This is a genomic window from Salipiger mangrovisoli, assembly GCF_015223355.1.
Taxonomy (GTDB): Bacteria; Pseudomonadota; Alphaproteobacteria; order Rhodobacterales; family Rhodobacteraceae; genus Salipiger; species Salipiger mangrovisoli.
The window spans coordinates 91,934-107,119 of sequence record NZ_JADFFK010000012.1 but is presented as its reverse complement, the minus strand read 5'-3'; the positions used below and the strand labels follow the sequence as shown (position 1 = coordinate 107,119).

Sequence of the window (15,186 nt, the reverse complement as noted above, 5' to 3'; positions counted from 1 at the left end):
CCGGCCCTCGCAAACCCGGACCCGTCGAGACCCGTTTTCATGACCGAGACCTCCTTCAGCGCCCGCCTCTCCGAACTGCTGCACTTCATCTACCCCGATCTCAATGCCGATATTCTCGCCAGCCAGGTCATCGACGCCTTCTGGCCCGAGGACCCGGCCCACAAGGGCCGCCGGCGGCAGCCGCGCAAGCCGGGCAACAACCTGTGGTCGCAGAAAGACGCGGTGCTGATCACCTACGGCGACAGCCTGATCGATGGCAGCCACAAGCCGCTCGATCTGATGAACGACTTCCTGCTGCGGCACATGAAGGGCGTGGTGAACGGGGTGCACATCCTGCCGTTCTTCCCCTTCACCTCGGACGATGGTTTCGCGGTGACCGACTACCGCAAGGTGAACCCGCAGCTCGGCGACTGGGTCGACATCACCCGCATCGGCGACGAATTCCACCTGATGTCGGATCTGGTGCTCAACCACGTCTCCTCGCAAGGCGTGTGGTTCAACGCCTACCGGCAGGGGCAGAAACCCTACGACGGGTTCTTCTTCGAGGCCGAGCCTTCGGACGATGTGTCGATGGTGGTCCGCCCGCGCACCACGCCGCTGCTGCAGGAGGTCGAGACGGCCATGGGCACGCGCCACGTCTGGTGCACCTTCAGCCATGACCAGATCGACCTCGACTTCCGCAACCCCGAGGTGCTGCTCGAGATCCTGCGCATCATCCGCCTGCACGTCGACATGGGCGTGCGGATCATCCGGCTCGATGCGGTGGCCTTCCTGTGGAAGGAAATCGGCACCAACTGCATCCACCTGCCGCAGACCCACGCGGTGATCCGCCTGCTGCGGCTGCTCGCGGATTACGCCACCGAGAGCATCATCCTGCTGACCGAGACCAACGTGCCGAAGGCCGAGAACCTCTCGTATTTCGGCAACCGCAACGAGGCGCATATGGTCTACAACTTCCCGCTGCCGCCGCTGGTGCTGCACGCGATGATGGCGGGGACGGCGAAATACCTCAACGACTGGCAGCGGGCCATGCCGCCCGCGCCGCTGGGCTGCGCCTATCTCAACTTCACCGCCAGCCACGACGGTATCGGTATGCGCCCCGCCGAGGGGCTGCTGCCGCCCGCGGAGGTGGCGCGGGTGATCGACACGGCCAAGGAGCTCGGCGGGCTGGCCTCGATGCGCTCCCTGCCCGGCGGCGGCGAGAGCGTCTACGAGCTCAATTGCGCCTTCTTCGCCGCCATGGCCCGCACCTACGAGGGCGAGGACGGCCGGCAGCTGGAGCGCTTCCTCTGCTCGCAGACCATCGTCATGTCGCTCGAGGGCATCCCGGCCTTCTACATCCATTCGATGCTGGGCACGCCCAATGACCTCGAGGCGGTGCAGCGGCGCGGCATGAACCGGGCGATCAACCGTCACCGCTGGGACTACGCACGGCTCAACGCGCTGCTGGAGGACCCCGAAACGGTGCAGGCGCAGGTGCTGGAGATGCTCTCGGAACGGCTCAAGCTGCGCGCGGCGCAGTCCGGGTTCCACCCCAATGCCACGCAGTTCACGCTGAACCTCGACGAGCGGGTGTTCGGGCTCTGGCGGCAGTCTCTCGACCGGGCGCAGTCGATCTTCGCGCTGCACAACTGCTCGGGCGAAGAGGTGGTGATCCCGCAGGAGGGGCTGAACCTCATCGCCGACGAGCATTGGGTCGACCTGTTGTCGGGCGAAACCATCGCGGCCGGTCCGGTGACCCTGGCGCCCTACCAATGCCGCTGGATCTCGAACAAGGGATGAACGGGGCACGCGGCCGGGGCGGGCAGCGGGGGCTCTGCCCCCGTCCGCCTGCGGCGGACTCCCCCGGGATATTTCTGCCTAGAAGAAAGCCCGAAACGCCGCGGTGCGGGTGAACCGCGCGGCGGCCTGAGGCGTTGTGGTTCCGAAGGTTGTGCGGAGGGCGGCATGTTCGACTGGATCTCGGGGTTTATCGATGCGGTGGGGGCCTTCGGCATCGGCCTGCTGATGTTCCTCGAGAACGTCTTTCCGCCGATCCCCTCGGAACTGATCATGCCGCTTGGCGGCTTCAACGCCGCGGCGGGGCGCGAGCACCTTTTCTGGGTCGTGCTTGCCGGCTCGCTCGGCTCTCTGGCGGGGGCCGTGTTCTGGTATTGGATCGGACGCCGGCTCGGGACGCGGCGCTTGAAGCGGCTGGCGGCGCGGCACGGGCGCTGGCTGACCATCCTGCCCGAGGATCTCGACCGTTCGAACGACTGGTTCACCCGCCACGGCGGCAGCGCGGTGCTGATCGGGCGGATGATCCCGACGGTGCGCACCTTCATCTCGGTGCCCGCCGGGGTCGCGCGCATGCCGATGGCAAGCTTCCTGGCCTTTTCGGCGGTGGGCACGGTGAGCTGGACCACGCTGCTGGCGATGGCGGGCTACCTGTTGCAGGCGCAATACGGGCTGGTGGCGGGCTGGCTCGACCCGGTGTCGACCGTCGTGGTGGCGGGGATCGTCGGGCTCTACCTGTGGCGCGTCGCGACCTACGGGCGGCGCAAGCGGCGCAAGGCGGCAGGGGGGTGATCGGCAACGACAAAGGGGCGCCCGTGGGCGCCCCTTCGCGGTATCAGGATCGGGAAGCTCAGAGCCCGAGCGAGCCGAGCATGATGACCGTGATCGTCGCGAGGACCGGGATCGCCACGGCCACCACGAAGATGTCCGAGTAGCTCTTCTTGTGGGTCATGCCGGTGATTGCCAGCAGGGTGATCACCGCGCCGTTGTGCGGCAGCGCGTCGAAGCCGCCCGAGGAGAGAGCCGTCACCCGGTGCATCAGCTCCATGCTGATGCCCTGCTCGGCGCCCATGGTGGCGAATTGCTCGCCGAGCGCCTTCAGCGCGATCGACATCCCGCCCGAGGCCGAGCCGGTGATGCCCGCGAGCACGTTCACCGCCACTGCCAGCGAGGCCAGCGGGTTGTTCGGGAAGAGCCCCAGCACCGCATCGCGGATCAGGCCGAAGGCGGGCAGCGAGGCGATCACCGCGCCGTAGCCGACCTCGGAGGCGGTGTTGAAGATCGGCAGCAGCGAGCCCATCGTGCCCTTGTTCACCGTCTCCTTGACGTCGGCGAAGCGGCGCCAGTTCAGCGCAACCGCCAGCACGATCGACACGACCAGCGAGATGATGATGGCCCAGATGCCGGCCACGCGCGACAGCTCGGTTTCCCCGTACTGCGGGTCGGCGAGGTAGTCGGCGCTCATGTTGGGGAAGACGACGTAGGTGAGCAGCGCGTTGAGCGCGATCACCGCGATGACCGGAACGATGGCGGTCAGGAAGCTCGGCATGTCGGCATCCTCGGGCAGCGAGCTGTCGGCGGCGGTGCGCTCATGCACGCCGTAGCCCTCGCCGCGGCCCTGCGCCGCCTTGGCACGGCGGCTCAGCCAGAGCGTGCCGCCGGCGAGCATCATCACGCCGGCCAGCGTGCCGAGCAGCGGTGCGGCGAAGACGTTGGTGCCGAAGAACGGGATCGGGATCGCGTTCTGGATCGCCGGGGTGCCGGGGAAGGCGGTCATGGTGAAGGTGAACGAGCCGAGCGCGATTGCCGCGGGCAGCAGGCGCTTGGGGACATCGGCGCGGCGGAACAGCGCGTTGGCGATCGGATAGATGGCAAAGGCCACCACGAAGAGCGACACGCCGCCGTAGGTGAGCACGCCGCAGGCGAGCACCACGGCGAGGATCGCCCGGTCGCCGCCGACCCATGCCACGATCTTCTCGGCGATGGTGCGCGCGGCGCCGCCGTCGGCCATGACCTTGCCGAAGATCGCGCCGAGCAGGAACAGCGGGAAGTAGGTGATCACGTAGCCGCCGAGCGACTTCATGAAGACCTGCGTATAGGTGGCCATGACCGGCAGGCCGCCCGAGAACAGCACGGCGAGCATCGCCAGCAGCGGTGCCAGGATCAGCACGTTGATGCCGCGGTAGGCCAGGTACATCAGCAAGCCCAGCGACAGAATGATGCCTATGAGACCCATTCTTCTCCTCCTTTAGATTTGAAGCGCCCCGCGGGGAGGCACCGGATCGGGGAGGACCGGCACGGGCAGGGCTCAAGAAACAGTTACTCGGACGAGAGATAGGCAGGGTCAATGCGACGCCGCGATGACGGACGCGACGTCGCAAGGGTTCAGGTGTCACGGTGACGTGAGGTTTGCGGCGTTCTCGGCGGAGTTCAGCCGAACTCGGCGTCATCCGCCGCCACGGCGGCCCGGAAATCGGCCAGCAGCGTGGGATCGGCGGAATGCACCCGGTTCCACGTCGGGATGAAGGGTGTCTCCTGCGGGTTCTCGATGAAGAGCTGCCCGGCGCGCACGATGTTCTCGCCGAACATCTCGATGCTGCGCTCCTCGGCGTGGCGGTCGATCGACAGGCCGTTCATCTTGGCATCGGCAGAATAGGCCTCGAGGAGGTCGAGCGCAGAGCGGTAGTAGGTCGCCTTGAGCGTGCGGAAGACATGCGGCGTGAACACCGTGCCGTCGGCGGCGAGCTTGCGGAAGATCGCCTTGCAGATGTCCACCGACATGCGCGAGAGGCCCTGGCTGGCGTCCTCGGGGGAAAGGTCCTGATGCTTGTGGTCGTAGACGTCGGCGATCTCGACCTGGCAGACCTGGCGCGGGCCGAGGTTGCGCCAGGCTTCGGAGAGCACGCCGATTTCCAGCCCCCAGTCCGAGGGGATGCGCAGATCGGGCAAGAGGCCGGTGCGCAGCGCCATCTCGCCCGAGAGCGGGTAGCGGAAGGCGCGCAGGTAATCGATGTAGTCGCGGTCGCCGATGGTGCGCTTCAGCGCGATCAGCAGCGGCGAGACGAGCAGGCGGGTGACGCGGCCGTTCAGCTTGCCGCCGCCGACGCGCGGATAGTAGCCCTTCGACAGTTGGTAGGAGAAGGTGGGGTTGGCCACCGGGTAGACCAACCGGTCGAGCAGCTCGCGCGTATAGGTGACGATGTCGCAGTCGTGGATCGCCATCACCGCGCTGTCGGCACAGGAGATGAGATAGCCCATGCAGCCCCAGACGTTCTTCCCCTTGCCCTGTTCCTGCGGGGCGAGGCCAAGCGCCTCGAGACGGCCCATGATCGCCTGCATGCGCGGGCCGTCGTTCCAGATCACCGTGTGCTGCTGCGGCAGGACGGAGAAAAAAGCGCGGGCCCGGCGGTACTGCGCCGCGTCCGCACGGTCGAGGCCGATGACGATGCGATGAAGATAGGTGACCTTGCTCAGTTCCTTCAGGATGTTGGGCAGGGCGTCGCCCTCGAGCTCGGAGTAGAGCGAGGGCAGGATCAGTGAGATCTTGCGGCTCTGGGCATAGGTCTCGAGCTCGTAGATGAGCTCTTCTATGGGACGCGCGCGCAGGTTGTGAAACTGGGCGATATTGCCGTTTTGCTGGAAGTCGGCCATGGCGGTGGTCTCCTAGAGCCCGAGGTCTGCAAGTAGATCGAGGATGGCAACGTTCCAGCCTTCGGGGCCGGGCAGGGCGGTGCGGCGGATGCGCCCCGTCTGCTCGCCGGGCAAGGGCGGGATGCCGGTGCCGTGATCGTTGCGGATGATCACGCCGTGGGTGGCGGCCTCGATCATCTCGATGTCATTGGGCGCGTCGCCAAGGGCAATGGAGGTGTCGCAGCCAAGGTCAGCCAGGATCCCCGCCATCTGCTGCGCCTTTGTGCCGCCGAACGACAGGGTGAGGAACCGCCCGCCCTTGCGCGCCTCGATGCCCTTGACCGAGAGCGCGGCGAGGAAGGCATCCAACTCGGCCTCGCTGCCCGACCAGAGGCCCGGCTCGGTGAAGCGGCGCTGGCGGGCGAGGGTGGCGGACTGGGGAGGCAGCCCGGTGATGCGGGCGACCTCGGCTGCGTCCATGTCGCCGAAGCCTTTGAAGTTTCTTGAAAGTTCTGGCAGCCCTGCCAGCGCGGCGCGCAGCTTCCGGTACTGGGGCGCGGCCTCGGGGAGCGCGCCTGGGGTGATCCGGTCGGCGCCATTCTCGACGATCGCCGGCCAGCCCCCCAGTCCAAGCTCGCTATGCAGCGGCGCGATTTCGGCGGCGGTTTTCGATGAGGCGAGGATGAGCGGGATGTGCCGCTCTTTCAGCGCAGTCAGCGCAGGTTCCGCCGCGGCAAGGGAGTAGCTGCCATGATCGAGCAGCGATCCGTCGAGATCGGTGAATACCGCCAGCCGCACGTCCTGTTCCTTCTCTGGCCCTTGGTCAGTTAAGCCGATGGGGTTCGCGAAGGGAACAGCGGCGGGGCGAAGAAATGGCTAAGATGCGGGGATCGGGTGGAAAAGAGGCAGCGCGGCCGCGCGGGTGCGTCAGAGCGGGAAGAAAGAAACGCGCCGGCCCGCAACATCGGACCGGCGCGCATAGGTGCATGTTGTGACCGAAGCGGGCGCGTGGTTGCGCCCGTCCGTCAGGCCACGTTTTCGAGCTTGCCCTCGGGCGTGACGCCGAGCGCGTGGCACACGTCGCGGGTCAGTTCAGGGCGGTTGAGCGTGTAGAAGTGCAGCTTGTCGACGCCGCCCTCCAGCAGCTCGTTGCACAGCTCGGTGCACATGGCGGTTGCCAGTAGGTCGTGCCGGTCATCACGCTCGGCCTTCTCGAAGGCCTCGATCACCCAGGCCGGGATCTTGGTGCCGGTGGCCTCGGCGAAGCGGCGCGCGCCTTTCCAGTTCTCGATCGGCAGGATGCCCGGCACGATCGGCTTGTCGATACCGGCCTTCTCGCACGCATCGCGGAAGCGGAAGAAGCTCTCGGCCTCGAAGAAGAACTGGGTCAGTGCCTCCGACGCACCGGCGTCGAACTTGCGCTTGAGGTACTCGACGTCGGCGGTGGCCGAGGGTGCCTCGGGGTGCTTGTCGGGATAGGCGCCGACGCGGATGGTGAAATCGCCCGCCTCGCGCAGGGCCTCGATCAGCTCGATCGACGAGTTGAAGCCCTCGGGGTGGGGGGTAAAGCCGCTGGCGCCCTTGGGCGGATCGCCGCGCAGCGCGACGATGTCGTTCACGCCGGCGTCCTTGAATTGCCGCGCGATGGCCAGCGTCTCCTCGCGGGTCGCATCGACGCAAGTCAGATGCGCCGCGACCTTGAGGCCGGAGTTCTTGTGCAGGGTGGCGACGACGTCACGGGTCAGCTCGCGCGTGGTGCCGCCCGCGCCATAGGTGACCGACACGAAGCGCGGACCGAGCGGCGAGAGCGCCTGCACCGTGTCCCACAGCCGGAAGGTCGCCTCGATGTTGCGGGGCGGGAAGAATTCGAAAGAGATGTCGGGGCGCGTCATTGGCCGGGACTCCGAGTTTGGATTTCGGTCCTTGTGACACATGAGCCTTTGTGAGACAAACTCATACTTCTCAAGAACAACATGAGGCGAACACTGGGATGCACATCGAGTTTCGTCATCTGCGCACGATCAAGGCCATCCACGAGGCCGGGGGACTTGCACGCGCCGCCGATCAGCTGAACATAACTCAATCCGCGCTGTCTCACCAGATCAAGGGTCTGGAGGATCAGGCGGGGGTCGAGCTGTTCGTGCGCCGCTCGAAGCCGATGAAGCTGTCGGCGGCGGGGCTGCGGCTGCTGCGGCTCGCCGATCAGGTGCTGCCGCAGGTCGAGGCGGCGATGGCCGAGTTCGACGGTCTGCGCAAGGGCTCGGTCGGGCGGCTGCACATCGCCATCGAGTGTCACGCCTGTTTCGAATGGCTTTTCCCGGTGCTCGAGGGCTTCCGCAAGAGCTGGGGCGAGGTCGACGTCGACATCCGCCCGGGCCTCGCCTTCGACGCGCTGCCGGCGCTGGTGAAGGAAGAGGTGGACGTGGTGATCTCTTCCGATCCCGAGGACCTGCCCGGCGTCACCTTCACTCCGCTCTTCGAGTATCACCCGGTCTTCGTCGCCTCGGCCTCGCATCCGCTGGCCGCGAAGCCGTGGATCGACGCGCAGGACTTTCGGGGCGAGACGCTGATCACCTACCCGGTGGATCGGGCGCGGCTCGATATATTCTCGCAATTGCTGACCCCGGCAAAAGTCGAACCGGCGTCGATTCGCCAAGTCGAGCTCACCGCGGTGATTCTGCTTTTGGTTGCCTCGAATCGCGGCGTTGCAGTTTTGCCCGATTGGGTCGTGCGCGAAGTGAAATACAATTCCGACTACATCACCCGCCCCCTGACCGAGGCCGGGATCACCCGACACCTCTATGCCGCGACGCGCAGCGAGGATCTTGAAAAGCCGTTCATGATCGACCTGATCCGCCTCGCGGGACAGGAGGCACGGCGTCTTCAGGCGCAGTGATCGAGGGGCGTGCCGGAACGACGGATCGCGCCGGTCCCGGACGGGGTGGCGTTCGCGGGCGCAGACCCGCAGGGACCCGACCCCGATGCGGGGTAGGGTCGTTCAATTTATCTGATTATTTTCAAAGTGTTTTGAGGTCGGACGCCATCATGCGTCCATCGCGGCCTTCCTTGAGCTCGTAGCTCACTTTTTGATTGTCCGCGAGACCGGTGAGGCCCGAGCGTTCGACGGCCGAGATATGAACGAAAACGTCCTTGCCCCCTTCTTCGGGCGCGATGAAGCCGTAGCCTTTGGTGGTATTGAACCATTTCACGGTGCCGTTCGGCATGTTTCCCGTGCTCCTTCCAACTTTCCTGTTTCTACCCGAAATACGGGCGCCCCGTCACTTTCGCCTCTCAGGGGGTGGATTGCCTATCCCGCTTCAAAACGCGGGAAAAACGCGGCTTTCCGGGTCTGATCATCGAAGGTCACGGCTCAAGAGTTGCACGGTGTCTGCAAAAATCAAGAGAAACACTTCGCAGTTGCGGCATTAGGCAATAAATGGTGCCGGGAAAGATCAAGGAGATGGCGGATGCTGATATACGGGCTCAAGACCTGCGATACCTGCCGGAAGGCGCTGAAAGCGCTCCCGGAAGCGGAGTTTCGCGACGTGCGTGCGGATGGCGTGCCGGCCGAGGTGCTGGACAGGGCGCTGGCGCAGTTCGGCGACAAGCTGGTGAACACGCGCTCGACGACCTGGCGCGAGTTGGACGGGACCGAGCGCGCGCGTCCGGCACCCGAGCTGCTGGCGGCGCATCCGACGCTGATGAAACGGCCGCTGATCCTGGATGGCGAGACGATGTACCTCGGCTGGACCAAGGACGTGGAGGCGGCGGTCGCGGGCTGAGTTCCGGGCGGCGCTTTGCGCTGACCCTGAAAAGCAGAAAGCCCCGGACCTGGGTCCGGGGCTTTCTCGTTTCTTTCCAGAGAACTCAGCGCAGGTCGGGTGCGGTGGCGTCCAGCGACAGGGACGCGACGATCTCGTCGAGGCTCTGGACCGCCGTCTGCTTCTCGCCGAGACGGCGCACGGTGACGGTGCGTTCCTCGACCTCGCGGTGACCCACTGCGAGGATGACGGGAACCTTGCCCACCGAGTGCTCGCGGACCTTGTAGTTGATCTTCTCGTTGCGCGTGTCGGCCTCGGCGCGCACGCCTGCGGCCTTCAGCGCGGCGACGACTTCGAGCACGTAGTCATCCGCCTCGGAAGTGATCGAGGCGACCACCACCTGACGCGGCGCGAGCCAGAACGGCAGCTTGCCGGCGTGTTCCTCGATCAGGATGCCGATGAAACGCTCGAACGATCCCAGCACGGCGCGGTGCAGCATGACCGGGCGGTGTTTCTCGCCGTCCTGGCCAATGAAGCTGGCGTCCAGCCTCTCGGGCAGGTTGGGGTCCACCTGCAGCGTGCCGCACTGCCAGTCCCGGCCGATCGCGTCGGTCAGGGTGAACTCGAGCTTGGGACCGTAGAAGGCGCCTTCGCCTTCCTGGATCTCGTACTCGTAGCCCGCGGCCTTGCAGGCGTCGCCAAGCGCCGCCTCGACACGGTCCCAGCTCTCGTCCGAGCCGATGCGCTTCTCGGGGCGGGTCGAGAGCTTGATCGTCCAGTTCTCGAAGCCGAGGTCGGAATAGATCGAGGCGAGGAACTCGATGAACTTCTTGGTTTCCGTCTCGATCTGCTCGTCGGTGCAGAAGATATGCGCGTCGTCCTGGGTGAAGCCGCGGACCCGCATGATGCCGTGCAGCGCGCCCGAGGGCTCATAGCGGTTGCACGAGCCGAATTCGGCCATGCGCAGCGGCAGGTCGCGGTAGGACTTCAGGCCCTGGTTGAACACCTGCACGTGGCAGGGGCAGTTCATCGGCTTGAGCGCGTTGATCGCCTTCTCGCGGGCGTGTTCCTCGTCCACTTCGACGATGAACATGTTTTCCTGGTAGTTGTCCCAGTGACCGGACTTCTCCCAGAGCTTGCGATCGACGACCTGCGGCGTGTTCACCTCGACGTAGCCGTCCCGCTCCTGCCGGCGGCGCATGTAGTCCTGCAGCGTGGTGTAGATCTTCCAGCCGTTCGGGTGCCAGAAGATCTGCCCCGGTGCTTCCGGCTGGAGGTGGAACAGATCCATCTCGCGGCCGAGCTTGCGGTGGTCGCGCTTGGCCGCTTCCTCGAGGAAGTTCAGGTATTTCTTCAGCTCGTCGCGGTTGCGGAAGGCCACGCCGGTGATGCGCTGCAGCATCGGGCGCGAGACGTCGCCGAACCAATAGGCACCCGAGACGCCCATCAGCTTGAAGGCGTCCGACGGCAGTTGGCCGGTGTTCTGCAGGTGCGGGCCGCGGCAGAGGTCCTGCCACTCGCCGTGCCAGTACATGCGGATCGGCGCGTCCGCGGGGATGCGGTCCACCAGCTCGACCTTGTAGCCCTCGCCGCTGTCCTCGTAGAACTTTCGGGCACGCTCGCGGTCCCAGATCTCGGTCTTCACCTCGTCGCGGGCGTTGATGATGTCCTTCATCTTCGCCTCGATCTGGCCGAGGTCCTCGGGGGTGAAGGGTTCGGCGCGGTCGAAGTCGTAGAACCAGCCGTTGTCCGTCACCGGGCCGATGGTGACCTTGGTGTCGGGCCAGATCTCCTGCACCGCGCGCGCCATCACGTGCGCGAGGTCGTGCCGGATCAGCTCGAGCGCCTGGTCCTCGTCCTGCAGGGTGTGGATCGCGATCGTGCTGTCGGCCTCGATGGGCCACTGAAGGTCCCAATGCGCGCCGTTCACGGTGGCGGAGATGGCCTTTTTCGAAAGGCTCTTGGAAATGGCTGCGGCCACGTCGGCAGGGGTCACGCCCTTGTCGAACTCGCGCGCATTGCCATCGGGGAATGTCAGGGAAATCTGGCTCATAGGCCTAGTCTCCTCGTCGGTCTGGCGCCCACGGAACGCCCGGTTGCGGGTTATATGTCGTGCCGCCTTGTGGCCCTCGCGGGAGGGGGTGTCAAGCGGCGGGACCAAGCCCGCCGCGAGAGCGTCGTGCCAGTCCGCCCGGACTCAAGGCGAAGCCGCCGGGCGAGCGCGATCCCACGGGCCGGTGCTTGCCTCGCTACCGGTGCGCGCCTGTCAGGGTCGCAAAACCCTCGGCGCGGGCGCCTCGAAGGTCATCTTCCCGGCCCGCATCCCCCAGACCGGCCGCCTGATCTCGGCCACGGCGGCGGCGCGGCTGTCACAGGGCAGCAGCACCAGATTGGCGGCGGTGCCGGGCTCGATCCTGTCGGACACCCCGAGCAGCCGGAAGGGATGGCTGCTGACCATCGCGAAGCAGGCCGTCAGCTCCTCGGGGCTGCCAAGCTGCGCCACATTGGCAAAGAGGTTCGCCATCCGGGGCAGCGAGCAGTCGCCGTAGGGGGTGAAGGGGTTCAGCACGTTGTTTGTCGCCACGGTGCAGCAGACGCCGCCCGCGTGGAAGCGATGCGCCGGGCCGACACCGCGCGGCACCGCGTGGTCATGGCCTCGCCCGGTGATGAAGAGGTCCGTCGCCGGCAGGACGGTCAGCGCGATCCCGGCGTCCTTCAGCAGCGCGATGCTCTGCGCCAGCGCGTCCGGGGGCAGCATCGAGAGCTTGGTCACATGGCCGATCGCCACGCGCCCCTGCATGCGATGGGCGATGGTCTGCCGCGCCACCTCGTCGAGGTGCCGCCAGCTGGTGTCGAGGTCGAAATCGAGGTGGAAGTCGAGGTCCACGTCGAACTCCCGCGCCATGGCGAAGAGCAGGGCGATATGCCCCTCGGGGTCGGTGTCGGTATAGGGGCAGCCGCCGAGCAGGTCGGCGCCGCCTGCGAGCGCGGCGCGCAGCAGTTGCTCGGTGCCGGGGTAGTTCAGCAATCCCTCCTGCGGAAAGACGCAGATCTGCAGGTCGAGCGCCCACGAATAGTCGGCCTTCAGTCGCTTGACCGCTTCGAAGCCCGCCAGACCGATCACCGGGTCGATCTCGACCTGCGTGCGGATAAGCGTGGTGCCCTGTCCGATGGCCTGCTCCAGCACCCGCGCGCCGCGGGCGTAGATGTCCTCGGTGGTGAAACCCTTCTTGGCGGCAGTCACCGCGGCCAGCGCGCCCTTCAGGTCGCCGGTGCGGTTTACCGCCCGCTCGAGGATGCAGGCCTTGTCGAGGTGCAGGTGGCTGTCGCCGAAGCCGCGGAAGATCATGCCTCCCCCGGCATCGAGCGTTTGGGCGTCGCTGGCGATGTCGGGTGCAATCGTCGCGATGCGCCCCTGCGCCACGCCGATGTCCACCGGGGCGGCACCGTCCGACAGCCGCGCCCCGCGGATGATGAGATCGAGTGTCATTGTGCTGCTTCTGCCTGCCAGTCTTCTGTGGGCCCGTCGTCGCGGGCCTCCCCCTGGCCGAGATAGGCCTCGATCAGCGCCGTGTCACGGCGCAGCTCCTCGGCGCTGCCCTCGGCCACCACGCGCCCCTGTTCCAGCACGTAGCCCCGATCGGCCACGGCCAGCGCCAGCGTTGCCATCTGGTCGACCAGCAGGATGGTGATCCCGTCGTCGCGCAGCTCGGCAAGGATGCGGTAGAGCTCCTCGGTCATCGCGGGTGCAAGGCCCAGCGACGGCTCGTCGAGCAGCAGCAGCTTCGGCGAGGCCATGAGCCCGCGTGCGATCGCCATCATCTGCTGCTCGCCGCCCGAGAGCAGCCCGGCGGGGGTGTCCAGCCGGTCGCGCAGGCGCGGGAAGCGGCGCAGGATGGACTCCAGCTCCTCGGGGGCGGGGCGCGCCTTGCGGCGGTAGGCGCCCAGCTCGATGTTCTGCGCCACGGTCAGCTCGGGAAAGACCTGCCGCCCCTCGGGCACCAGCGCAAGCCCGTGCTCGACCATCCGGTGCGGCGCCAGCCCCTGCACGTAGGCATCGTTCATCAGCACCTGCCCGCTGCTGGGGGCGAGCAGCCCGGACAGCACCTTGAGGAAGGTGGACTTGCCCGCGCCGTTGGCCCCGAGCAGCGCGACCAGTTCGCCGCGCCGCACGCGGATGTTCAGCCCCTGCAGCACGTCCGCCGCCCCGTAGCCCGCGCGCAGGTCGCGGGTGATCAGCGTGTCCATCGCGCCGGGCTCGAAGGCGAGCGTGCGCGGCGGTGCCTTCAGCGTGCCCTCGCCGAGATAGGCGGCGATGACCTGCGGATTGGCGCGGATGCTCTCGGGGGTATCGAAGGCGATGGGCACGCCCGCGTCCATCGCGAGGATGCGGTCGGAGATGCCCATGACCATGTCCATGTCGTGCTCGACCAGCACCACCGCGATGCCGAGGTCGGCGATCCGCCGCAACAGCGCCGCGAGGGTCATCTTGTCGGCATGCATCAGCCCGGCGGCCGGCTCGTCGAGCAGCAGCACATGCGGCCGCAGCGCCAGCGCGCGGGCGATCTCGACCAGCCGCCGGTCGACGTGGGGCAGGTCGGCGGCTGGGGTCGCGGGATTGCCGGTGAAACCGACCAACTCCAGCAGTCCCAGTGCCAAGGCGCGGCGGTCCCCATTGGCCAGCGTTGCGAAGGGCGCACCGAACCGACCCTTGGGGAAGGCGGAGATCACGTTGGCCTCGGCTCCAAGCGAGCCGAAAAGCCGGGTTGCCTGGAAGGTCCGCGCGACGCCGAGCCGCGAGGTGGCGTGCATCGGCCAGCCGGCGATCTCGGTCCCGGCGGTCTCGATGCGGCCGCTGCCGGGGGTGTAGAAGCCAGAGATCATGTTGAGCAGCGTGGTCTTGCCCGCACCATTGGGGCCGATGACAGAGGTCACCTCTCCGGGGGCGGCAGTGAAGCTCGCGCCAGCCACGGCCTTCACGCCGCCGAAGGTGATGCCGAGATCGGTGACCGTCAGGGGATGCGGCGTCTCTGGGGAGATGTAGTGCAGGACCGTCTCCTGATCGCAGGCACGCGCCCCGCGTTCCCGGCGCGGCAGGTAGGCGGCAATGGTGCCGACCACCCCGCGCGGGGCAATGAGCATGACCGCGATCAGCAGCGCGCCGAAGACGAGCAGCCGGTATTCGGCCATGCCCGAGAGCGCCTCGGGCAGGAAGACGACAATCGCTCCCCCGACCACCGGGCCGAGCACGGTGCCCGCGCCGCCGAGGATGACGGCGAAGAGAAAGAGGATCGACTGCGAGAGCGTGAAGTTGCTCGGCGCGATGAACTGCATCAGCGAGGCGAAGAGCCCGCCCGCCAGCCCCGCCGCGCCCGCCGCGATGGCAAAGGCCGAGAGCTTGGTGAGGAAGGGGTTGAACCCCAGAGAGCTGGCCGCGATCTCCTGATCGCGCAGCGCCGCCATGGCCATGCCCCAACCGCTTGCCGTGAGCCTGCGGTAGCCGAACAGCAGAAGCCCGGCCAGCACGATGGCGAGCATGACCAGCTCGCGCTCGCCGAAGGTCATGCCGAGGAGGGAGGGCGCGTCGAACCCCATCAGCCCGTTCTGCCCGCCGGTCAGGCCGCGCCACTCGATGGCGAGATGTTCGACGATGAAAGCGAAGGCAATGGTCACCATGGCAAGGAAGGGCCCGGCCATGCGCACGGCAGGCACCGCCAGCAGGCAGCCCACGGCCGCGGCGAGCAGCGTGCCGAGGGGGAGGGCGAGCCAGAAGCTCAGGCCGGCCTGCATCAGGATGGCATGGGCATAGGCGCCGATGGCGAAGAAGCCGACCTGTCCCAGCGAGACCAGCCCGGTCAGGCCGAAGAGCACGTTCAGCCCGGTGCAGAGGATGGTCCAGATGGCCACGAGGCCGAAGACGAATTGCGTGTAGCCGCCCACGAGGCCCAGCCCCGCCAGTGCGGCTGCGGTGAGCGCAAGGATGGCGAGATCGAGAAGGCGGGTGTCCGTCAGGCGCATG

The 15,186-nt window shown here is 67.0% G+C and carries 12 protein-coding genes; 4 read left to right on the top strand and 8 right to left on the bottom strand.

Going from position 1 to position 15,186, the window contains the following annotated elements:
• Positions 1–39: 39 nt before the first annotated feature.
• Together IQ782_RS16510 and IQ782_RS16505 are read left to right on the top strand one after the other, a co-directional pair.
• Positions 40–1,782 (top strand): sugar phosphorylase, encoded by a 1,743-nt coding sequence (locus tag IQ782_RS16510; RefSeq protein ID WP_194135760.1) that lies wholly within the window; start codon positions 40–42, stop codon positions 1,780–1,782.
• A gap of 165 nt (positions 1,783–1,947) precedes the next feature.
• Positions 1,948–2,568, top strand: a complete 621-nt coding sequence (locus tag IQ782_RS16505; RefSeq protein WP_194135759.1) for a DedA family protein — start codon at positions 1,948–1,950, stop codon at positions 2,566–2,568.
• A 58-nt stretch (positions 2,569–2,626) separates the two neighbouring features.
• Here the strand turns inward: IQ782_RS16505 and IQ782_RS16500 are convergent, their stop codons facing one another.
• The 4 genes from IQ782_RS16500 to metF all read right to left on the bottom strand — a co-directional run bounded on the left by IQ782_RS16500 (position 2,627) and on the right by metF (position 7,298).
• Positions 2,627–4,012, bottom strand: a complete 1,386-nt coding sequence (locus IQ782_RS16500) for a GntP family permease (RefSeq protein WP_194135758.1) — start codon at positions 4,010–4,012, stop codon at positions 2,627–2,629.
• Positions 4,013–4,206: 194 nt separating this feature from the next.
• Complete coding sequence (locus tag IQ782_RS16495) at positions 4,207–5,427, bottom strand: glycosyltransferase family protein (protein WP_194135757.1); 1,221 nt, start codon at positions 5,425–5,427, stop codon at positions 4,207–4,209.
• 12 nt (positions 5,428–5,439) lie between these two features.
• Positions 5,440–6,204, bottom strand: coding sequence for an HAD hydrolase family protein (locus IQ782_RS16490; protein WP_194135756.1), 765 nt, complete (start codon positions 6,202–6,204; stop codon positions 5,440–5,442).
• A 227-nt stretch (positions 6,205–6,431) separates the two neighbouring features.
• Positions 6,432–7,298 (bottom strand): methylenetetrahydrofolate reductase [NAD(P)H], encoded by an 867-nt coding sequence (gene metF, locus IQ782_RS16485; RefSeq protein WP_194135755.1) that lies wholly within the window; start codon positions 7,296–7,298, stop codon positions 6,432–6,434.
• Positions 7,299–7,396: 98 nt separating this feature from the next.
• On the opposite strand from metF, the gene IQ782_RS16480 reads away from it, so the two are divergent.
• The gene (locus IQ782_RS16480) at positions 7,397–8,302 is read left to right on the top strand and encodes a LysR family transcriptional regulator (RefSeq protein WP_194135754.1); all 906 of its coding nucleotides are present in this window, start codon (positions 7,397–7,399) and stop codon (positions 8,300–8,302) included.
• Between the two features lie 121 nt (positions 8,303–8,423).
• Here IQ782_RS16480 and IQ782_RS16475 read toward each other — a convergent pair whose 3' ends face one another.
• Entirely contained in the window at positions 8,424–8,630 is a 207-nt protein-coding gene (locus tag IQ782_RS16475) for a cold-shock protein (protein ID WP_194135753.1), read from the bottom strand.
• Between the two features lie 243 nt (positions 8,631–8,873).
• On the opposite strand from IQ782_RS16475, the gene IQ782_RS16470 reads away from it, so the two are divergent.
• Positions 8,874–9,188: an ArsC/Spx/MgsR family protein gene (locus tag IQ782_RS16470; protein WP_194135752.1), complete on the top strand. Its 315-nt coding sequence runs from the start codon at positions 8,874–8,876 to the stop codon at positions 9,186–9,188.
• 85 nt (positions 9,189–9,273) lie between these two features.
• Here IQ782_RS16470 and thrS read toward each other — a convergent pair whose 3' ends face one another.
• The 3 genes from thrS to IQ782_RS16455 all read right to left on the bottom strand — a co-directional run bounded on the left by thrS (position 9,274) and on the right by IQ782_RS16455 (position 15,185).
• Positions 9,274–11,220: a threonine--tRNA ligase gene (thrS, locus tag IQ782_RS16465; protein WP_194135751.1), complete on the bottom strand. Its 1,947-nt coding sequence runs from the start codon at positions 11,218–11,220 to the stop codon at positions 9,274–9,276.
• A 213-nt stretch (positions 11,221–11,433) separates the two neighbouring features.
• Positions 11,434–12,657, bottom strand: coding sequence for an amidohydrolase family protein (locus tag IQ782_RS16460; protein ID WP_194135750.1), 1,224 nt, complete (start codon positions 12,655–12,657; stop codon positions 11,434–11,436).
• Positions 12,654–15,185 (bottom strand): branched-chain amino acid ABC transporter ATP-binding protein/permease, encoded by a 2,532-nt coding sequence (locus tag IQ782_RS16455; RefSeq protein WP_194135749.1) that lies wholly within the window; start codon positions 15,183–15,185, stop codon positions 12,654–12,656. The genes IQ782_RS16460 and IQ782_RS16455 overlap by 4 nt, the downstream gene beginning before the upstream one ends.
• Position 15,186: the final 1 nt, after the last annotated feature.